Source organism: Pseudomonas sp. SCB32 (assembly GCF_009189165.1).
Classification (GTDB): domain Bacteria; phylum Pseudomonadota; class Gammaproteobacteria; order Pseudomonadales; family Pseudomonadaceae; genus Pseudomonas.
The window spans coordinates 168048-187005 of record NZ_CP045118.1 but is presented as its reverse complement, the minus strand read 5'-3'; the positions used below and the strand labels follow the sequence as shown (position 1 = coordinate 187005).

Sequence of the window (18958 nt, the reverse complement as noted above, 5' to 3'; positions counted from 1 at the left end):
AGCTCCTTACTGAGCGGCCTTGGCGGAGGCGCGTTCCTTGGCGATCAGCTGGTCAGCCAGCTCCAGGGCCGCGTCCGGGCTGCCGGCCGAACCGATGTCGAAACGGTACTTGCCGTTGACGACCATGGTCGGTACGCCACTGATCTGGTAGGCCATCGCCAGTTTCTTGGCCTTCTCGATCTGGCCCTTGATGGCGAAGGAGTTGTAGGTGCTGAGGAACTTGTCCTTGTCCAGGCCCTGCTCAGCCACGAAGGCGGCCATCTCTTCCGGAGTGGTCAGGCTCTTGGGGTTGTTGTGCAGCTTTTCGAAGATCGCATGGTGAACCTTCTGCTCCACGCCCATGGATTCCAGGGTCAGGTACAGCTGGCCATGGATGTTCCACAGGCCGCCGAACATGGCGGGGATGCGCACGAAATGCACGTCGGCCGGCAGCTTCTCGATCCACGGATTGATGGTCGGCTCGAAGGCATAGCAGTGCGGGCAACCGTACCAGAACAGCTCCACCACCTCGATCTTGCCCGGCTGGGACACCGGCACGGCCTGGCTCAGCTCGGTGTAGCTCTTGCCGGCTTCGAACTCGGTGGCATTCGCGTTGAGGGCGAACAGGCCGGCAAAGGCAAGCGCGGCGGTGAAAATCAGGTTACGCATGGTTCACTCCTTGGCTGAGCGGATCCGCCTCGCTCTGGCGCGGCGGGATGAAGCGGTTTTGACCTGGGGCACCAGGCACGGTTCCAGCATTGTAGTGGCGGCGGATGCGAAAAAGGGCGGCCGAAGCCACCCTTTTTTCATTCCAGCGATTTCCGCCAGGGGCCGCTTAGTGCAGGCCTTCGATGTAGCTGGAGATCGCGGCGATGTCCTTGTTGGACAGCTTGGCGGCGATGCTGCGCATGATCATGGCGTCGCCGTCGTTGGTGCGATCGCCTTCGCGGAAGGCGGTCAGCTGCTTGGCGGTATAGGCCGAGTGCTGGCCACCCAGGTGCGGGAAGCCCGCTTGGGCGTTGCCCAGGCCGCTGGGGTTGTGGCAACCGGTGCAGGCCGGCATGCCTTCGCTGAGCTTGCCGCCACGGAACAGCGCTTCACCCTGGGAGACCAGTTTCGGATCAGCCATGCCGATGCTGGTGTTCTGGCTGGAGAAGTAGGCCGCGATGTCGGCCATGTCCTGATCGCTGACGTTGGCCAGTATACCGGTCATTTCCAGCACGGTGCGGCGACCTTCCTTGATGTCGTGCATCTGCTTGAGCAGGTAACGCTCACCCTGGCCGGCCAGTTTCGGGAAGTTCGGCGCCATGCTGTTGCCATCGGCGCCGTGGCAGGCACCACATACAGCAGCTTTCGCCTGACCGGCCTTGGCATCGCCAGCGGCGTGCGCAACGCCGGTAAGGCCCAGGGTCAACAGCAGACTCACGATCAATTTGTTCATCAGCTAATCCAATAACGGCTAAGGGTGAAAGAGTAGGGCTTCCGGGATTACTTGGACATCCACTGGATGATGGCCTGGTAATCCTCGGCGCTGCAGTCGGTGCACAGGCCGCGAGGCGGCATCGCGTTGAAACCGTTGGTCACATGTTGCACCAGCGTGTCCATGCCCTTGTCCAGGCGCGGTTTCCACGCGGCGGCGTCGCCCTTCTTCGGCGCCATCGGCAACTGACCACTGTGGCAGGCGCCACAGGCTCGGTTGAACACGGCTTCCGGATCCTGGGCCGCCTGGGCGCTGGAGGCCAGCGCGGCAACGATGGCTGCGAACAGCAGTTTCTTCATGATTGTCCTCATCGTCATGGGAACGTCCGCGTTCTGATGCGCAGACTTCTGGGGTTCCCGTTGCGCCCGACCCTGGGGGATAAAGCGCACACAAAATCCGCGGCATTATATACTTCCAATGCCGAAACGGAAACGAGCCCGCTCCCCGCGACACCTGGTCGCACCCCTCTGCGAATATGCCAATGTCCCCCATGAACCCTGCGAAAAACCCGATTCTCGGCCTGTGCCAACAGGCCACGTTCCTCATCAGCGCCGCCAAGGTGAACCAGTGCCCGGAGGATACCGGCCTGGAAGTCGCCTTCGCCGGCCGCTCCAACGCGGGCAAGTCCAGCGCGCTGAACGCGCTGACCCACGCGAACCTGGCCCGCACTTCCAAGACCCCGGGTCGCACCCAGCTGCTGAACTTCTTCCGCCTGGATGACGAACGCCGCCTGGTCGACCTGCCCGGCTATGGCTACGCCAAGGTGCCGATCCCGCTGAAACTGCACTGGCAGCAGCACCTGGAGGCCTACCTGAGCAGCCGCAACGCCCTCGCCGGCGTGGTGCTGCTGATGGACATCCGCCATCCGCTGACCGATTTCGACCGCCTGATGCTCGACTGGGCCCAGGCCAGCCGGTTGCCGATCCACGTGCTGCTGACCAAGGCCGACAAACTCGCCTTCGGCGCGGCGAAGAACGCGCTGCTCAAGGTGCGCAAGGAAATCCAGCAGGGCTGGGGCGACGTCGCCACCCTGCAGCTGTTCTCCGCCCCCAAGCGTCAGGGCGTGGAAGAGGCACAGATGGTCCTGGCCGGCTGGCTGGGGCTGCTGGATGACGAGGAAAAGGAGGCCGGCGAGGAAGCCTGAGGCTGAATCGCAGGCAAAAAAAACCCCGAGCTTCGTATGGGGAGGGGGAAGTTCGGGGTTTAAGTCCGGACCGCTAGGGCGGGGTCCAGTAATCTGCCAACACTAAACACTGCAAAGGAGCATCGAAGGGCTTCACCAGCCATTCACGTGTTCTGACTGGGGCCTTTGCAGGAAAGTTCAGCAGGTCACAAAAATATTTTTCACGCCCCCCTGCACGGACCTTGACAGGTCGGCTGAAGGGCCCGCCACACGGGCCCCTCGACCGTTCGTCAGTGTGCTTCGTCCCAGTTCGCACCCACACCGGCCTCGACCACCAGCGGCACATCCAGCTGTGCAGCACCGCTCATCAGCGGCCGGATCGCGTCGCTGACCTGCCGCACCTGATCCTCGCGGACCTCCAGCACCAGTTCGTCGTGCACCTGGAGAATCACGCGGGCGTCGATCCCACTCTCCTGCAACCAGTTATCCACAGCCACCATGGCGCGTTTCATGATGTCCGCGGCGGTGCCCTGCATCGGCGCGTTGATTGCGGTGCGCTCGGCGGCCTTGCGCATGGCGGCGTTCTTCGAGGCGATTTCCGGCAGGTACAGGCGGCGACCGAACAGCGTCTCGACGAAACCCTGCTCGGCGGCCTGGGCGCGGGTGCGCTCCATGTAGGCCAACACGCCGGGATAACGGGCGAAGTAGCGATCGATGTAGGCCTGGGCCTCCTTGCGCTCGACGCCGATCTGCTTGGCCAGGCCGAAGGCGCTCATGCCGTAGATCAGGCCGAAGTTGATCGCCTTGGCGCTGCGGCGCTGGTCGGAGGTCACCTCTTCCAACGACACGCCGAACACCTCGGCAGCAGTGGCGCGGTGGACGTCGCGGTCGTGGCGGAAGGCGTCCAGCAGCCCTTCGTCCTTGGCCAGGTGGGCCATGATGCGCAGCTCGATCTGCGAGTAGTCCGCCGCCAGCAGCTTGTAGCCCTTGGGTGCGACGAAGGCCTGGCGGATGCGCCGGCCCTCGGCGGTGCGGATCGGGATGTTCTGCAGGTTCGGGTCGCTGGAAGACAAGCGCCCGGTGGCCGCCACGGCCTGGTGGTAGCTGGTGTGGATACGCCCGGTGCGCGGATTGATCTGCTCCGGCAGCTTGTCGGTGTAGGTGCTCTTGAGCTTGCTCAGGGAGCGGTACTGCATGATCACCTTGGGCAGCTCGTAGTCCTGCTCGGCCAGCTCGGCGAGGACGTTCTCGGCGGTGGACGGCTGGCCGGTGGCGGTCTTCGACAGTACCGGCAGGCCCAGCTTTTCATAAAGGATGGCGCCGAGCTGCTTGGGCGAACCGAGGTTGAACTCTTCCCCCCCCAGGTCATAGGCCTTGCGCTCCAGCTCGACCATTTTCTCGCCCAGCTCGACACTCTGCTTGCCCAGCAGGTTGGCATCGACCAGCGCGCCGTTGCGCTCGATGCGCGCCAGTACCGGCACCAGCGGCATCTCGATCTCGGTCAGCACCCTCTCCAGCGAGGGGATGGCCTGCAGCCTGGCCCACAGGGTCTGGTGCAGGCGCAGCGTCACGTCGGCATCCTCGGCCGCGTAGGGGCCGGCCTGCTCGAGGGCGATCTGGTCGAAGGTCAGCTGCTTGGCGCCCTTGCCGGCGATGTCCTCGAAGCGGATGGTGCTGTGGCCGAGGTACTTGAGCGCCAGGCTGTCCATGTCGTGACGGGTGGCGGTGGAGTCCAGCACGTAGGACTCGAGCATGGTGTCGAAGGCGATGCCCTGCACGGCGATGGGCGTCGAGGCGTTGGCCAGGACATTCATGTCGTACTTGGCGTGCTGGCCGACCTTGCGCTTCTTCGGGTCCTCCAGCAGCGGCTTGAGGGCCTTGAGCACGGCGTCACGGTCCAGCTGCGCCGGTACGCCCATATAACTGTGCGCCAGCGGTACGTAGGCGGCTTCGCCTTCCTTGACGGCGAAGGACACACCCACCACCTGCGCCTGCTGCGGATCGAGGCTGGTGGTTTCGGTGTCGAAGGCGATCAGGTCCGCGGCGTCCAGCTTCTTCAGCCAGGCGTCGAACTGAGGCTGCTCCAGGACGATCTCGTAAAGCTTCTCCGCTGCAGCAGCCGGAGCCTCTTCCAGCGCCAGCTGTGGGCTTCCGGTCTTGGCCGCCTGGCGTTGAAGATCATCCAGCCCCGTCTTGAATTCCAGGGTGCGATACAGCTCGGTCAGGGCCTCACGGTCCGGTTCACCGGGGTGCAGGGCATCGATCTCGATGTTCAGTTCGACATCGCATTTGATGGTGGCGAGCTTGTAGGACAGGTAGGCCATGTCCTTGTGCTCTTCGAGCTTGGCCGGCAGGCCCTTGGCGCCGCGGATAGGCAGTTCGGGGACCTTGTTCAGGCTGGCGTACAGCACATCCAGGCCACCACCAACGCCAGTGAGCAGTCCAAGGGCGGTCTTCTCGCCGACACCGGGCACGCCCGGAATGTTGTCGACCTTGTCGCCCATCAGCGCCAGGTAATCGATGATCAGCTCAGGACCGACACCGAATTTCTCCTTAACGCCATCGGGATCAAGCACGCTACCGGTCATCGTGTTGACCAGCGTAATGTGCCCGTCGACCAACTGCGCCATGTCCTTGTCGCCGGTGGAGATCACCACCGGGCGGCCACCGGCCGCGCTCTGTCGGGCCAGGGTGCCGATCACGTCATCCGCTTCCACGCCTTCCACGCAGAGCAGTGGCAGGCCGAGGGCACGCACACTGGCGTGCAGGGGCTCCACCTGCACGCGCAGTTCGTCCGGCATCGAGGGGCGATTGGCCTTGTATTCGGCAAACATCTCATCGCGGAAGGTCCCGCCCTTGGCATCGAAGACCACGGCGAAGGGACTGTCCGGGTACTGCTTGCGCAGGCTCTTGAGCATGTTCAGCACGCCCTTCACCGCGCCGGTCGGCATGCCGGTGGAGGTCATCAGCGGCGGCAGGGCATGGAAGGCACGATACAGGTAGGACGAGCCGTCCACGAGGACGAGAGGTGCTTGGCTCATGAGGGGAATCAACCTTTTCAGAAGGGCTCGGGCTAAACTGTCCGTAGCCAATTCGACAAAGGGACAAGGTTATCATGCGTACGTTGAACCGCCTGTTGCTCGCCGCTGTGCTGGGGCTGGGCGCGAACTCCGTGATGGCGGCGGACGATGCCCCCAACGCCGAGCCGGATGTAACCATCCGCCAGGAGAGCGACAAGACCATCCAGGAATACCGTGTGAACGGTTTCCTCTACGCCATCAAGGTCACCCCCAAGCACGGCAAGCCATACTTCCTGGTGCGCCAGGACGGCAGCGACGGCAACTTCATCCGCTCGGACCAGCCGGACAAGCTGATTCCGCAGTGGCAGATCTTCAGCTGGTAAACCCTTCCACCCACGACGCTCCAGAGGATTGAGCATGTCGGTATTCACACCTCTGGAACGTCCTGTTCTCGAAGAGTTCCTCGCCCCCTACGGCCTCGGTCGCCTGCACGATTTCCGTGGCATCGCCGAGGGGTCGGAAAACAGCAATTTCTTCGTCAGCCTGGAACAGGGCGAGTTCGTCCTGACCCTGGTGGAGCGCGGCCCGGTGCAGGAAATGCCGTTCTTCATCGAACTGCTCGACGTGCTCCACGAAGCCGACCTGCCGGTGCCCTATGCCCTGCGCACCCAGGGCGGAGAAGCCCTGCGCCAGCTCGAAGGCAAGCCGGCACTGCTGCAGCCGCGCCTTCCGGGCCGGCATGAACGCACACCGAACAACCACCATTGCCAGGAAGTCGGCAACCTGCTGGCCCGCCTGCACCTGGCGACCCGCGGACGTATCATCGAGCGTCCCAGCGATCGCGGCCTGAGCTGGATGCTGCATGAAGGCCAAGCCTTCCAGTCGCACCTGTCCGGCACCGCCGCAACGCTGCTGGCCGATGCGCTGGAAGAGATCGCCCGCCTGCTCGCCGAGCAGCCGGCGCTGCCGCGCGCCAACCTGCACGCCGACCTGTTCCGCGACAACGTGCTGTTCGACGGCCCGCACCTCGCCGGGCTGATCGACTTCTACAACGCCTGCTCGGGCTGGATGCTCTACGACCTGGCGATCGCCGTGAACGACTGGTGCTCCACCGAAGACGGCGCCCTCGACGGCCCGCGCGCCCGCGCGCTGCTGGCGGCCTATGCGGCCAAGCGGCCGTTCACCGCGCTGGAAGCCGAGCTGTGGCCGGAAATGCTGCGGGTGGCCTGCGTGCGCTTCTGGCTGTCGCGCCTGATCGCCGCCGAAGCCTTTGCCGGGCAGGACGTGCTGATCCACGATCCGAGCGAGTTCGAGCGGCGGCTGGAGAAGCGGCAGAAGGTGGAGATTCGTTTGCCGTTTGCGCTGTGACGCGACGGCTGTGCTGATCCCGTAGGAGCAACTGTCTATTGGGCTCCCGCGTTCGCGGGAGTGACGGTGTTATGCACAATCTTCCGCACACGTCATCCCCGCGAACGCGGGGACCCAGAAAACAACGTAGGCGCGGACTCCGTCCGCGATAGCCGTGGCACCGGCCTGCAGGCCGGATCGCGGACGGAGTCCGCTCCTACGAGAGCAATTCGGCGCGACGCATGCGGGAGTGAAGATCTAACCCGGAGTCGGCATCCCTGCCGTTGCTCCGCTGCTCAAGGTCAACCCCAGCCTGGCCATCCATGGCCAGTCGTTCGCGGGGCGACGCATGCGTCGCAGAGCCTCCCGCTCACCCACACTTGGAATGCCCGCAGTTCAGGCAGGTGGCGCAGCCATCCATCTGCACCACGGCCATGGTGTTGCACTTGCCACACAGCTGCGCGCCGGCGGGGAAGCCTTCGCCGGGTTCGGCCTTGTTGATGCCCTGGGCAGCCTCGTAAGCGGCGCGCTTTTCGGCCAGGTACAGCCGCTGTTCCTCGTCGATTTGCGCACCTTCCATCAGGCCGATGGCGACCAGATGGCGCTCCACCACCGCGCCGATCTCGGCGACTATCGACGGCATGTAGACGCCCCCGCGTTTGAGGTAGCCGCCGCGCGGGTCGAACACGGCCTTCATCTCCTCCACCAGGAAGGTACAGTCGCCGCCCTTGCGGAACACCGCCGACATGATGCGGGTGAGTGCGACGATCCACTGGAAGTGGTCCATGTTCTTCGAGTTGATGAAGATCTCGAAGGGCCGGCGCTGCTCGTAGGGCGTGTCCGGGTTGAGCACCATGTCGTTGATGGTCACGTACAGCGCGTGCTCGAACAGCGGCGACTTGATCTTGTAGGTGGCGCCCACCAGCATCTCCGGCCGCTGCAGGGTTTCGTCCATCTTCACCACCGCGGCCGCCTGGGCGGCTTCGGCGCGGGCCTTTTCCTCGGCCACGTCCACCACCTGGAAGCCTTTGATCTTCTGGTTGATCTTGACACTCATCACGTCTCTCCAGGGGTATCAGTACTTGCCGTAATAGCCTTCTTTCAGGGCGTCGAAGAGGTTGGCGGCGGTATGCATCTCGCCGTCGTACTCCACTTCCTCGTTGCCCTTGAGCTCCACCACGCTGCCGTCTTCCAGCTCGAAGCGGTACACCGTCTTCTCCAGGTCCGACTCCTTCACCAGCACACCCTGGAAGGCCGCCGGGTTGAAGCGGAAGGTGGTGCACCCCTTCAGGCCCTGGCGCCAGGCGTAGAGGTAGATGTCCTTGAAGTCCTCGAACGGGTAGTCGGTGGGGACGTTGGCGGTCTTGGAGATCGACGAGTCGATCCACTTCTGCGCCGCCGCCTGGATGTCCACGTGCTGCTGCGGGGTGATGTCGTCGGCGGTGATGAAATACTCCGGCAGGCGGTGCTTCTCCTCCTCCGCGTCCGGCACGGCGTGGTTGTCCACCAGGGCGCGGTAGGCCAGCAGTTCGTAGCTGTAGACCGAGATCTTCTCCTTGGTCTTGCGACCGGCGCGGATCAGGTTGCGCGAGTAGTGGTGGGCAAAGCTTGGCTCGATGCCGTTGGAGGCGTTGTTGGCCAGGCTCAGGCTGATGGTCCCGGTGGGTGCGATGGAGCTGTGGTGGGTGAAGCGCGCACCCTGCTCGGCCAGCTCTTCCACCAGCTGCGGCGCGTATTCGGCGACCCGCTGCATGTAGCGCGAGTACTTGGCGTGAAGTACCCGGCCGGCCACCTTGTCGCCGACCTTGTAGCCATCGTCGACCATCTCTGGGCGTTTGCGCAGCATCTCGGCGGTCACGTCGTAGTCCTGCGCCAAGACCGGCGCCGGGCCTTTCTCGCGGGACAGCTCCAGGGCCACTTCCCAGCCCACCAGGGCCATTTCCCGTGCTACTTCCTCGGTGAACACGCAGGCCTCCGGGCTGCCATAGCGCAGCTTGAGCAGGGTCAGTGCCGAGCCCAAGCCGAGGAAACCCATGCCGTGGCGGCGCTTGCCGAGGATTTCCGCGCGCTGCTGCTCCAGCGGCAGGCCGTTGATCTCCACCACGTTGTCGAGCATGCGGGTGAAGACGCGCACCACTTCGCGGAAGCGCTCCCAGTCGAAGCGCGCGTGCGCGCCGAAGGCGTCGTTCACGAAGCAGGTCAGGTTCACCGAGCCCAGCAGGCAGGAGCCATAGGGCGGAAGCGGTTGCTCGCCACAGGGATTGGTCGCGCGGATGGCTTCGCACCACCAGTTGTTGTTCAGCTCGTTGACCCGGTCGATGAGGATGAAGCCCGGCTCGGCGTAATCGTAGGTGGAGACCATGATCATGTCCCACAGGTGCCGCGCCTTGACCCGACCGTAGACCCGACAGGCCACGCGGCCGTCTTCGCGCACCAGGTATTCGTCGTGCACTGGCCAGTCACGCCAGACCACGTGCTCGGCGTCGTCCAGATCGACTTCGTCGCGCTCCTTCTGGTGGACCGGGAAGATCAGCGGCCAGTCCTCGTCAACCTCCACTGCGGCCATGAAGTCGTCGGTGATCAGCAGGCTGAGGTTGAACTGGCGCAGGCGGCCGTCCTCGCGCTTGGCGCGGATGAACTCGCGCACGTCCGGATGGCTGACGTCGAAGGTGCCCATCTGCGCACCGCGCCGCCCACCGGCGGAGCTGACGGTGAAGCACATCTTGTCGTAGATATCCATGAACGAGAGCGGCCCGCTGGTGTGCGCGCCGGCACCGGAAACGTAGGCGCCGCGCGGGCGCAGGGTGCTGAATTCGTAGCCGATGCCGCAGCCGGCCTTCAGCGTCAGCCCGGCCTCGTGGACCTTCTGCAGGATGTCGTCCATGGAGTCGCGGATGATCCCGGAGACGGTGCAATTGATGGTCGAGGTCGCCGGCTTGTGCCCCTGGGCGCCGGCATTGGAGATGATCCGCCCGGCCGGGATTGCGCCATTGCGCAGGGCCCAGAGGAAGCGTTCGTACCAGTGCTCGCGCAACGCCTTGTCCGCCTCGACGTCCGCCAGGGCGCGGGCGACGCGCTGCCAGGTCTCGTCGACGCTGCCGTCGATGGGCTTGCCGCTCTTTTGCTTCAAGCGGTATTTGCTGTCCCAGATATCCTGCGAGGCGGGTTGCAGGGCAAGGACTCCTTGGTCGGCGCCACGGGGGCGCGCATCGGTCTTGGCCATCCGGGAAATAACCTCCTGTTGGTTGGGTTGGCAGGCGCAATGGAGCGCGAGTAAACCCAATATGTAGCTGCCGAAAGCTGACCAGCATCAATATGTAGTGCCACCTACCCACAAAGACACACAATAGACGGTTGGACGGCGGCGGCCGTGCCGGGTCCGGAATTCCAGACGATCGGCAGGATCGGGAGGGGGAAGCGGGCGCGTCTGGAGGAAGGTGATGCGACGATCGGGCGCGGGGAAACGTGAGTCTTCGCATCGTAGGGCGTACAACCGTTCGCGGTTGTACGCCGATGCACCTTGGCACGTCGCCAGCGTTGAGGTCAGGGCCGGAGCGCCCTGATAGCAGGGTTTAACGGCGTATAACGTCGAACGTTATACGCCCTACGTCCAAGCATCGGCGCATATACTTGGACACCTCATAGGCCCGCTTCTACCTTGCTTTCTGGGTCCCCGCATTCGCGGGGAAGACGATTGCGGAGCGCGGTGCACAACATCGTCACTCCCGCGAACGCGGGAGCCCAAAAGACAGTTGCTCTTACAGCGGGACTCCGGGCGGATGGGCCCTATCAGAGCTTCTCCAGGCACCCCGCGAACTCACCCGCCAGATTGCCCAGCAGGTTCTCATAGCCCTGGGCATCCACCTTCACGCCCACGCCCAGGTCGTCCAGCTCGGCCAGGCGCACCGGCAGCCCCTGGCTGAGGGTATCGGCCAGACGCGGGCGAATCGGCGGTTCGCTGAAGATGCAGGAAGGCCCGGCCTTCTGCAGCTGCGCACGCATGGACGCCACGTGACGGGCGCCCGGCTGCACGTCGGCGGACACGGCGAACACCCCGGTGTGGCGCAGGCCGTAGGCTTCCTCGAAATAGTCGAAAGCCTCGTGGAAGACGAAGTACGGTTTGCCCTTGAGCGGATCGATGCGCTGCTTCAGGCGCGCGTCCAGCTGCTCCATGCGCTCGTCGAAGGCCTTCAGGTTGGCCTGGTAGCGGCTGGCATTGGTCGGATCGGCGATGGCCAGGTCCTCGGCCATGCGCGCGGCGATCACCTGGGCGTTGGCCGGCAGCAGCCAGAGGTGAGCATCGATCATCCCTGGGCGGTGGTCGTGGTCATGGTCAGTGTCATCGCCCTGGTCCGGATGGTTGGACTCGCTGAAGTCGGCGAATTTGCGCAGGTGCATGCCGGCCTGATCCTGCACGGCCACGCTCGGGCCTTTGCGGCTTTCCAGCACCTTGGGCAGGAAGTTCTCCAGGTCCGGACCGACCCAGTAGAACAGCTGCGCATCACGCACCCGGCGGATATCCGACGGACGCAGCGAGTAACTGTGCGGCGAGGCGCCCGGCGGCAGCAGCACATCCGGGGTGCCTTCGCCGTCCTGGATGGCGGCGGCAATCAGCTGCAGCGGCTTGATGCTGGTCAGCACGCTGACCTCGGCGCGGGCGGGGAGGCTGAGCAGCAGGGCGCAGCAAGTGATCAGCAGAGCGGCGGGACGGAAGGACACGGCGGCACTCACACAGTGGAGAGATGAAAGAGTAATATAATAACGTCTCTATACACGAGCGTCGCTGCCGCATGTACAAGATCGCCCCCAAAACTCCGCTGGCCTGCCGTCCGCATGACCACGCCAATTGCGTGGCCAGCGCCCTAGCCGACGCCGATGCGCTGTGCGCGCGTCAGGGCGTGCGCCTGACCGAACTGCGCCGGCGCGTGCTGGAGCTGGTGTGGCAGAGCCACAGGCCGCTTGGCGCCTACGACATCCTCGCCGTACTGAGCGAGGAAGACGGCCGCAAGGCGGCGCCGCCGACCGTCTACCGCGCCCTGGACTTCCTCCTGGAAAACGGCCTGGTACACCGCATCGCCTCGCTCAACGCCTTTATCGGCTGTGCCCATCCGGAGCACGCCCATGAGGGTCAGTTCCTGATCTGCCGTACCTGCCACACCGCCATCGAGCTGGAGCAGCCGGCCATCAGCGAGGCCATCGTCACGGGCGCCAGGAGCGTCGGCTTCTCGGTGGAAACCCAGACAGTCGAGGTGGTCGGCCTCTGCGGCGCCTGCGCCCCCGGCAAACGGGAGGCCTGATGAGCGACACCCTGATCCGCCTGCAAGGCGTCGGTGTCAGCTATGCCGGCCAGGCGGTACTGCTGAACGTCGACCTGACCATCGCCCCCGGCGAAATCGTCACCCTGATCGGCCCCAACGGCGCCGGCAAGACGACCCTGGTGCGCAGCGTGCTCGGCCTGCTCAAGCCCGACAGCGGCAGCGTCTGGCGGCGGCCGAAGCTGTCCATCGGCTACATGCCGCAGAAGCTCCACGTCGACCCCACCCTGCCGCTCACCGTGCTGCGCTTCCTGCGCCTGGTGCCCGGTGTGCAGCGCTCCCAGGCTCTGGAAGCACTGAAGGAAGTCGGCGCCGCCCACGTCATCGACAAGCCCCTGCAAGGCGTCTCCGGCGGCGAATTGCAGCGCGTACTGCTGGCCCGCGCCCTGCTGCGCAAGCCTGAACTGCTGGTGCTCGACGAGCCCGTGCAGGGCGTCGACGTCGCCGGGCAGGCCGAGCTGTACCGCCTGATCGGCCGCCTGCGCGACCGCCTCGGTTGCGGCGTGCTGATGGTCTCCCACGACCTGCACCTGGTGATGAGCGCCACCGACAAGGTGGTCTGCCTGAACCGCCACGTCTGCTGCTCCGGCCACCCGGAACAGGTCAGCGGCGACCCGGCCTTCGTCGAGCTGTTCGGCCAGGACGCCCGCAGCCTAGCGGTCTATCACCACCACCACGACCATTCCCACGACCTGCACGGCGAGGTGGTGAAACCCGCCTTCCCCGCCGGCACACGCTTCACTCCGGTCCACCAGCACGGCCCCGACTGCAACCATGGCTGATTTCCTGCTCAACGCCCTCCTCGCCGGGCTGGCCCTGGCGCTGGTCGCCGGGCCCCTAGGTTCGTTCGTCGTCTGGCGACGCATGGCCTACTTCGGCGACACCCTGTCCCACGCCGCCCTGCTGGGGGTGGCCCTCGGCTTCCTGCTGGACGTCAGCCCGACGCTTGCGGTGACCGTCGGCTGCATCCTGCTCGCCGTGCTGCTGGTAACCCTGCAGCAGCGCCAGCCGCTGGCCGCCGACACCCTGCTGGGCATCCTCGCCCACAGCACACTGTCGCTGGGCCTGGTGACCCTGAGCTTCATGAAGGAAGTGCGCGTCGACCTGATGGCCTACCTGTTCGGCGACCTGCTCGCCGTCAGCCAGACTGACCTGCTGTGGATAGTCGCCGGCAGCGCCCTGGTACTGGGCCTGATCTGCTGGCTATGGCGGCCGCTGCTGGCAATCACCGTGCACGAGGAACTGGCGCGGGTCGAAGGCCTGCCGGTGACCGCCATCCGCCTGGCGCTGATGCTGCTGATCGCCATCGTCATCGCCGTGGCCATGAAGATCGTCGGCGTACTGCTGATCACCTCGCTGCTGATCATCCCCGCCGCCGCCGCCCAGCGGCATGCCCGCAGTCCTGAACAAATGGCCTTCGGCGCGAGTCTGATCGGTTTGATAGCGGTGTGCGCCGGGCTGTCGCTGTCCTGGTTCAAGGACACCCCCGCCGGTCCCTCCATCGTGGTCAGCGCGGCAGCCCTGTTCCTGCTGAGTTTTGTCCTGCCGCGCCGGACGGTGTAGAATTTTGGCGATTTTTTGATCAAAAGAGACCCTGACGCATGAAGTCGTTCGTCATCCGCCTGTTCTCGCTGATGGCACTGGCACTGGCCCTGACGGCCTGCCAGAGCACCGCGAGTACCCCGGCCAGCAGCAGTGGCTTCGAAACCGAACTGGCCGCCGGTCGTCTGGAATCCGCGCAGCTCGCGCTGGGCTCCGAGCACGAAGACGCCGCCCAGCTCGCCGAGCGCCGCAAGCGCCTGGCCGACGCCTACCTCGAGCGCAGCCGCAAGGCGCTGCAGAACGGCGACGTCAACGGCGCCAGCGCGAACCTGAGCCGCGCCCGTTCGCTGATGCCGCGCGCCCCCGGCGTCGCCGCCGATGTCAGTGGCCTGCGCAAGCCCGCCACACCGGCTAGCCAGCCGACCTGCACCCCGTAAGCCCCCACGGGCGCCCGTTCGCGGCGCCCGTTCGCGGCGCCCCTTATTACCTTTTGTTCTGCCCTTATCTGAACAAAGATTAATCAGCCATAAAAAAGCAGGTTAAAATGCGCGGTTTTGGCTGACCGCCTACGCTCGTTGCCAGCACTCGTTCATAAAACAGCTCCGGCATCGGGCAGCGTCTCCTCGTACCCACAAGGTTCGCTACGTGATCGAATTCCACGACGTCCACAAGACCTATCGCGTCGCCGGACGCGATATCCCGGCCCTGCAGCCGACCCGCCTGACCATCGAAGGCGGCCAGGTCTTCGGCCTGATCGGCCATTCCGGCGCCGGTAAAAGCACCCTGCTGCGTCTGATCAACCGCCTGGAAGAGCCCAGCGGCGGACGCATCGTCATCGACGGCGAAGACATCACCGCCCTGGACGCCGACGGCCTGCGCCGCTTCCGCCAGCGCGTCGGGATGATCTTCCAGCACTTCAACCTGCTGGCCTCCAAGACCGTGGCCGACAACATCGCCATGCCGATGAAGCTCGCCGGCACCTACAGCGCCGCCGAAGTCACCGCGCGGGTGGACGAACTGCTCGATCGCGTGGGCCTCAAGGACCACGCCCGCAAGTACCCGGCGCAGCTCTCCGGCGGCCAGAAGCAGCGCGTCGGCATCGCCCGTGCGCTCGCCTGCCGGCCGAAGATCCTGCTCTGCGACGAGGCCACCAGCGCCCTCGACCCGCAGACCACCGGGCAGGTCCTGCAGCTGCTGGCGGAAATCAACCGCGAGCTGAAGCTGACCATCGTCCTGATCACCCACGAGATGGACGTGATCCGCCGCGTCTGCGACCAGGTGGCAGTGATGGACGCCGGGCGCATCGTCGAGCAGGGCGACGTCGCCGACGTGTTCCTCCATCCGCAGCACGAAACCACCCGCCGCTTCGTCTTCGAGGCCGAGCGCGTGGACGAGGATGAACAGCACGACGACTTCGCCCACGTACCGGGCCGCATCCTGCGGCTGACCTTCCGTGGCGAAGCGACCTACGCGCCGCTGCTGGGCACCGTGGCGCGCCAGACCGGCGTCGACTACAGCATCCTCGCGGGGCGTATCGACCGCATCAAGGACCAGCCCTACGGCCAGCTCACCCTGTCCCTGGTGGGCGGTGACATCGAGGCCGCCATGGCGCAGCTGAACGCCGCCGAAGTCCACGTCGAGGTGCTGCGCGCATGAACGAGTTCTTTTCCAATATCGACTGGTCCGAGATCCTCCAGGCCAGCATCGACACCTTCTGGATGCTTGGCGGTTCGCTGCTGTTCACCATCGTGCTGGGCTTGCCGCTGGGCGTGCTGCTGTTCCTCACCGGCCCCAAGCAGATGTTCGAGAACCGCGCGGTCTACGCCCTGCTGTCCTTCGTGGTGAACGTGCTGCGCTCGCTGCCGTTCATCATCCTGCTGATCGTGATGATCCCCTTCACGGTGCTGATCACCGGCACCTCGCTGGGTGTCGCCGGGGCCATTCCGCCGCTGGTGGTGGGTGCCACGCCGTTCTTCGCGCGCCTGGTGGAAACCGCGCTGCGCGAGGTGGACAAGGGCATCATCGAAGCCACCCAGGCGATGGGCGCCAGCACCCGCCAGATCATCTGGAACGCCCTGCTGCCCGAAGCCCGTCCGGGCATCATCGCGGCCATTACCGTCACCGCCATCACCCTGGTGTCCTACACCGCGATGGCCGGCGTGGTCGGTGCCGGCGGCCTGGGCGACCTGGCCATCCGCTTCGGCTACCAGCGCTTCCAGACCGACGTCATGGTGGTCACCGTGGTGATGCTGCTGGTGCTCGTACAGATTCTCCAGACCGTCGGCGACAAGCTGGTGGTCCACTATTCCCGCAAGTAACCGCACGGCCCGCCGGACGCGGGCCTTTCCAGGAGCCAACAATGAAAAAACTGCTCGCCGCTTGCGCCGCCGCCGCAGCACTCTCCGCCCCACTGGCCCAGGCTGCCGACAGCCTGACCGTCGCCGCGACCCCGGTGCCGCACGCCGAGATCCTCAACTTCGTCAAACCCATCCTGGCCAAGGAAGGGGTCGAACTGAAGGTGAAGGAATTCACCGACTACGTGCAGCCCAACACCCAGGTGGCCGAGAAGCGCCTGGACGCCAACTTCTTCCAGCACCAGCCGTACCTGGATGAGTTCAACAAGACCAAGGGCACCCACCTGGTAGCCGTGACCGGCGTGCACATCGAGCCGCTGGGCGCCTACTCCACCAAGTTCAAGAAGCTCGAAGAGCTGCCTTCGGGCGCCACCGTGGTGATCCCCAACGACGCCACCAACGGCGGCCGCGCCCTGCTGCTGCTGGACAAGGCTGGCGTGATCAAGCTGAAGGACAACAAGTCCATCACCGCCACCCCGAAGGACATCGCCCTGAACCCGAAGAACATCAAGGTGCGTGAGCTGGAAGCGGCCACCCTGCCGCGCGTGCTGACCCAGGTCGACCTGGCCCTGATCAACACCAACTACGCCCTGGAAGCCAAGCTGAACCCGACCAAGGACGCCCTGGCCATCGAAGGTTCCGACTCGCCCTACGTGAACATCCTGGTTGCCCGCCCGGACAACAAGGACAGCGCCGCCATGCAGAAGCTGGCCGCCGCCCTGCACAGCCCCGAGGTGAAGCAGTTCATCCTCGAGAAGTACAAGGGTGCCGTGGTTCCGGCGTTCTGATCACCGCGAAGCTGACGCTCTGGAAAAGCCCGGTCGAATGACCGGGCTTTTTTGTTTCCGGCTCTTCGCTCTTCGTAGGACCGAGGGGGACGCCTAGTCCTTGCTCGCGAACAGAGTTTCGACGGTCGCGCCGGAGCTGGGCGGGTTCGCGAGCAAGCTCGCTCCTACAGAAAGCTCTATTCCGGCACTTTGGGTAATTTCTCAGCAACCTTCCCCGCATATTTTCCATGCCGCAAAGGCATCGGACTTTCCCGGCGTTGCGCAAAGCCGCGTACGCCGTGGCCTGCAGCGATCCTGTCAAATCACATAGTCCATAAAGTTATTTAAATAACAGAAACAATCACTTCAAGAGCTAAGACGCTCCGCCAATCATGCAGGTCCGTTCCAAGCGCGACTTAGAGCCGCGCAGACCTGCAAGGAGATCGTTCATGGCTCAACCCCAGCATGCCCTCGCGCCGGATGCCTTCCTGCGCCACGTGCCCGGCGGCGACCTGGTCGATCTCGGCCGTCCGCTGCGCCACGCGCTGGAGCTGGGCCGCCATGTGCCGGCGAAAGCCCGCGCGCTGAGCCGCCGTGAAGCCGTGCTGCTCGGCCTGTTCGCCCTGACGCTGCATGGCGCGGTGATCTACTGGCTGAGCCAGCAGCCCACGCCGAAGCTGCCGGAGGTGCCGCCACAGGTACCGCCGATGACCATCGAATTCACCGCGCCGACTCCGCCAGTCGTGGAGCCGCCGCCGCCCGAGCCGATCCCCGAGCCAATCGTGCAGGAGCCGCCGCCTCCGGTGGTGGACGAGAACGCGGTGCAACCGCCGCCGCCCAAGCCGATCCCCAAACCCAAGCCGAAACCGGTGGCCAAGCCCAAGCCCGTGTCCAAGCCGGTTGAGCAACCGACGCCGCCCAAGGCCGAAACCCCGCCGCCGCAACCGGTTCCGCCCGCCCCGGTAGCCCCGGCTCCGGCACCGCTGACAGCGCCCTCGGCCAACGCCGGCTACCTGAAGAACCCGGCACCGGAATACCCGCCACTGGCCCAGCGCCGCGGCTGGGAAGGCACCGTGCTGCTACGGGTGCACGTTCTCGCCAGCGGCAGCCCGAGCGAGATCCAGGTGCAGAAGACCAGCGGCCGCGACGCCCTGGACGAAGCCGCGATCCGCACGGTGAAGCGCTGGAGCTTCGTGCCGGCCAAGCGCGGCGACGTGGCCCAGGACGGCTGGGTCAGCGTGCCCATCGATTTCAAATTGCATTGATTCAACTTGCCCAGATCAGCCGCACGAGAATCGCGGAAGGAGAAAAACCATGAGTCTGCCCGTAAGTCCCCTGGAATCCGTCGAAGGCGCAGCCATCTGGCTGCTGGTCGGCTTCTCCGTCGCCACCTGGGCCCTGGCCCTGGTGAAGGGCGTCCAGTTCACCCGCCAGAAATCCCAGGACAAGCGCTTCCAGAAGCAGTTCTGGAGCGCCACCAGCCTCGAATCGGCCGGTGACCAGGCCGCCGGCAAGCCCGGCGCCGGCGCCCGCGTCGCCCAGGCCGGCTTCGCCGCCATCCAGGTGCAGGACAACGGCCAGCCGGACCTTGCCCAGTCGATCAACCACCAGGACCGTCTCGAGCGCGCCCTGCGCCAGCAGATCCAGCGCGAGCGGCGCTCCCTGGAATCGGGCCTGGCGGTGCTCGCCTCGATCGGCTCCACCTCGCCCTTCATCGGCCTGTTCGGCACTGTGTGGGGCATCATGGAAGCGCTCAAGGGCATCAGCGCGGCCGGCTCGGCGAGCCTGGAGACCGTCGCCGGTCCCATCGGCAGCGCCCTGATCGCCACCGGCGTGGGCATCGCCGTCGCCGTGCCGGCGGTGCTGGTCTACAACTACTTCCTCCGCCGCCTGAAGCTCACCGCGGCTGACCTCGACGATTTCGCCCACGACTTCTACAGCCTCGCGCAGAAGAGCGCCTTCCGCGTCATCGCCCTGCCCACCGCCGCGCGCAAACCAGCCGCTGGCGCCAACGTGAAGGAGGCGAGCTGA

The 18958-nt window shown here is 65.3% G+C and carries 19 protein-coding genes; 12 read left to right on the top strand and 7 right to left on the bottom strand.

Going from position 1 to position 18958, the window contains the following annotated elements; all coding sequences use genetic code 11:
* Positions 1-6: 6 nt before the first annotated feature.
* The 3 genes from GA645_RS00875 to GA645_RS00865 all read right to left on the bottom strand — a co-directional run bounded on the left by GA645_RS00875 (position 7) and on the right by GA645_RS00865 (position 1758).
* Entirely contained in the window at positions 7-648 is a 642-nt protein-coding gene (locus GA645_RS00875; RefSeq protein ID WP_152219063.1) for a thiol:disulfide interchange protein DsbA/DsbL, read from the bottom strand.
* Between the two features lie 166 nt (positions 649-814).
* Positions 815-1420 carry a cytochrome c gene (locus tag GA645_RS00870; protein ID WP_152219062.1) on the bottom strand — a complete coding sequence of 202 codons (606 nt, stop codon included), beginning with the start codon at positions 1418-1420 and terminating at the stop codon, positions 815-817.
* Positions 1421-1467: 47 nt separating this feature from the next.
* Complete coding sequence (locus GA645_RS00865) at positions 1468-1758, bottom strand: cytochrome c5 family protein (protein ID WP_152219061.1); 291 nt, start codon at positions 1756-1758, stop codon at positions 1468-1470.
* Positions 1759-1949: 191 nt separating this feature from the next.
* Between GA645_RS00865 and yihA the strand changes: the two genes are divergently transcribed.
* Positions 1950-2603, top strand: a complete 654-nt coding sequence (yihA, locus tag GA645_RS00860; RefSeq protein ID WP_152219060.1) for a ribosome biogenesis GTP-binding protein YihA/YsxC — start codon at positions 1950-1952, stop codon at positions 2601-2603.
* A gap of 269 nt (positions 2604-2872) precedes the next feature.
* Here yihA and polA read toward each other — a convergent pair whose 3' ends face one another.
* Positions 2873-5623: a DNA polymerase I gene (gene polA, locus GA645_RS00855; protein WP_152219059.1), complete on the bottom strand. Its 2751-nt coding sequence runs from the start codon at positions 5621-5623 to the stop codon at positions 2873-2875.
* 74 nt (positions 5624-5697) lie between these two features.
* Between polA and GA645_RS00850 the strand changes: the two genes are divergently transcribed.
* Positions 5698-5985 carry a DUF2782 domain-containing protein gene (locus GA645_RS00850; RefSeq protein WP_152219058.1) on the top strand — a complete coding sequence of 96 codons (288 nt, stop codon included), beginning with the start codon at positions 5698-5700 and terminating at the stop codon, positions 5983-5985.
* A gap of 34 nt (positions 5986-6019) precedes the next feature.
* The gene (locus tag GA645_RS00845; protein ID WP_152219057.1) at positions 6020-6970 is read left to right on the top strand and encodes a homoserine kinase; all 951 of its coding nucleotides are present in this window, start codon (positions 6020-6022) and stop codon (positions 6968-6970) included.
* A gap of 349 nt (positions 6971-7319) precedes the next feature.
* Here GA645_RS00845 and GA645_RS00840 read toward each other — a convergent pair whose 3' ends face one another.
* The 3 genes from GA645_RS00840 to GA645_RS00830 all read right to left on the bottom strand — a co-directional run bounded on the left by GA645_RS00840 (position 7320) and on the right by GA645_RS00830 (position 11668).
* Positions 7320-8009, bottom strand: coding sequence for an NrdJb (locus GA645_RS00840; protein WP_178119466.1), 690 nt, complete (start codon positions 8007-8009; stop codon positions 7320-7322).
* Between the two features lie 15 nt (positions 8010-8024).
* Positions 8025-10172: an adenosylcobalamin-dependent ribonucleoside-diphosphate reductase gene (locus GA645_RS00835; protein ID WP_152219055.1), complete on the bottom strand. Its 2148-nt coding sequence runs from the start codon at positions 10170-10172 to the stop codon at positions 8025-8027.
* A gap of 566 nt (positions 10173-10738) precedes the next feature.
* On the bottom strand, positions 10739-11668 hold the full coding sequence (locus tag GA645_RS00830; RefSeq protein WP_152219053.1) for a zinc ABC transporter substrate-binding protein: 930 nt from the start codon (positions 11666-11668) through the stop codon (positions 10739-10741).
* A 71-nt stretch (positions 11669-11739) separates the two neighbouring features.
* Here GA645_RS00830 and zur point away from each other — a divergent pair, with 71 nt between their 5' ends.
* From zur to GA645_RS00785, 9 genes are all read left to right on the top strand, one after another.
* Positions 11740-12246 carry a zinc uptake transcriptional repressor Zur gene (gene zur / locus GA645_RS00825; protein ID WP_152219051.1) on the top strand — a complete coding sequence of 169 codons (507 nt, stop codon included), beginning with the start codon at positions 11740-11742 and terminating at the stop codon, positions 12244-12246.
* Positions 12246-13046, top strand: a complete 801-nt coding sequence (gene znuC / locus GA645_RS00820) for a zinc ABC transporter ATP-binding protein ZnuC (protein ID WP_152219049.1) — start codon at positions 12246-12248, stop codon at positions 13044-13046. The genes zur and znuC overlap by 1 nt, the downstream gene beginning before the upstream one ends.
* Positions 13039-13827, top strand: coding sequence for a zinc ABC transporter permease subunit ZnuB (znuB, locus tag GA645_RS00815; RefSeq protein ID WP_152219047.1), 789 nt, complete (start codon positions 13039-13041; stop codon positions 13825-13827). Before znuC ends, znuB begins: the two co-directional genes overlap by 8 nt.
* A 38-nt stretch (positions 13828-13865) precedes the next feature.
* Complete coding sequence (locus tag GA645_RS00810; protein WP_152219044.1) at positions 13866-14243, top strand: hypothetical protein; 378 nt, start codon at positions 13866-13868, stop codon at positions 14241-14243.
* 208 nt (positions 14244-14451) lie between these two features.
* A complete protein-coding gene (locus GA645_RS00805) occupies positions 14452-15462 on the top strand; it encodes a methionine ABC transporter ATP-binding protein (protein WP_152219041.1) in 1011 nt (336 codons plus the stop codon).
* Positions 15459-16124 carry a methionine ABC transporter permease gene (locus tag GA645_RS00800; RefSeq protein ID WP_152219039.1) on the top strand — a complete coding sequence of 222 codons (666 nt, stop codon included), beginning with the start codon at positions 15459-15461 and terminating at the stop codon, positions 16122-16124. Before GA645_RS00805 ends, GA645_RS00800 begins: the two co-directional genes overlap by 4 nt.
* 41 nt (positions 16125-16165) lie before the next feature.
* Entirely contained in the window at positions 16166-16948 is a 783-nt protein-coding gene (locus tag GA645_RS00795) for a MetQ/NlpA family ABC transporter substrate-binding protein (RefSeq protein ID WP_152219037.1), read from the top strand.
* Positions 16949-17376: 428 nt separating this feature from the next.
* Positions 17377-18192 (top strand): energy transducer TonB, encoded by an 816-nt coding sequence (locus GA645_RS00790; protein ID WP_152219035.1) that lies wholly within the window; start codon positions 17377-17379, stop codon positions 18190-18192.
* A gap of 49 nt (positions 18193-18241) precedes the next feature.
* Complete coding sequence (locus GA645_RS00785; protein WP_152219033.1) at positions 18242-18958, top strand: MotA/TolQ/ExbB proton channel family protein; 717 nt, start codon at positions 18242-18244, stop codon at positions 18956-18958.

Excerpts from the sequence above, each read along its gene's own strand:
- GA645_RS00875 (WP_152219063.1), bottom strand. The coding sequence starts at position 648 with ATGCGTAACCTGATTTTCACCGCCGCGCTTGCCTTTGCCGGCCTGTTC.
- GA645_RS00870 (WP_152219062.1), bottom strand. The coding sequence starts at position 1,420 with ATGAACAAATTGATCGTGAGTCTGCTGTTGACCCTGGGCCTTACCGGC.
- GA645_RS00865 (WP_152219061.1), bottom strand. The coding sequence starts at position 1,758 with ATGAAGAAACTGCTGTTCGCAGCCATCGTTGCCGCGCTGGCCTCCAGC.
- yihA (WP_152219060.1), top strand. The coding sequence starts at position 1,950 with ATGAACCCTGCGAAAAACCCGATTCTCGGCCTGTGCCAACAGGCCACG.
- polA (WP_152219059.1), bottom strand. The coding sequence starts at position 5,623 with ATGAGCCAAGCACCTCTCGTCCTCGTGGACGGCTCGTCCTACCTGTAT.
- GA645_RS00850 (WP_152219058.1), top strand. The coding sequence starts at position 5,698 with ATGCGTACGTTGAACCGCCTGTTGCTCGCCGCTGTGCTGGGGCTGGGC.
- GA645_RS00845 (WP_152219057.1), top strand. The coding sequence starts at position 6,020 with ATGTCGGTATTCACACCTCTGGAACGTCCTGTTCTCGAAGAGTTCCTC.
- GA645_RS00835 (WP_152219055.1), bottom strand. The coding sequence starts at position 10,172 with ATGGCCAAGACCGATGCGCGCCCCCGTGGCGCCGACCAAGGAGTCCTT.
- zur (WP_152219051.1), top strand. The coding sequence starts at position 11,740 with ATGTACAAGATCGCCCCCAAAACTCCGCTGGCCTGCCGTCCGCATGAC.
- znuC (WP_152219049.1), top strand. The coding sequence starts at position 12,246 with ATGAGCGACACCCTGATCCGCCTGCAAGGCGTCGGTGTCAGCTATGCC.
- znuB (WP_152219047.1), top strand. The coding sequence starts at position 13,039 with ATGGCTGATTTCCTGCTCAACGCCCTCCTCGCCGGGCTGGCCCTGGCG.
- GA645_RS00810 (WP_152219044.1), top strand. The coding sequence starts at position 13,866 with ATGAAGTCGTTCGTCATCCGCCTGTTCTCGCTGATGGCACTGGCACTG.
- GA645_RS00800 (WP_152219039.1), top strand. The coding sequence starts at position 15,459 with ATGAACGAGTTCTTTTCCAATATCGACTGGTCCGAGATCCTCCAGGCC.
- GA645_RS00795 (WP_152219037.1), top strand. The coding sequence starts at position 16,166 with ATGAAAAAACTGCTCGCCGCTTGCGCCGCCGCCGCAGCACTCTCCGCC.
- GA645_RS00790 (WP_152219035.1), top strand. The coding sequence starts at position 17,377 with ATGGCTCAACCCCAGCATGCCCTCGCGCCGGATGCCTTCCTGCGCCAC.
- GA645_RS00785 (WP_152219033.1), top strand. The coding sequence starts at position 18,242 with ATGAGTCTGCCCGTAAGTCCCCTGGAATCCGTCGAAGGCGCAGCCATC.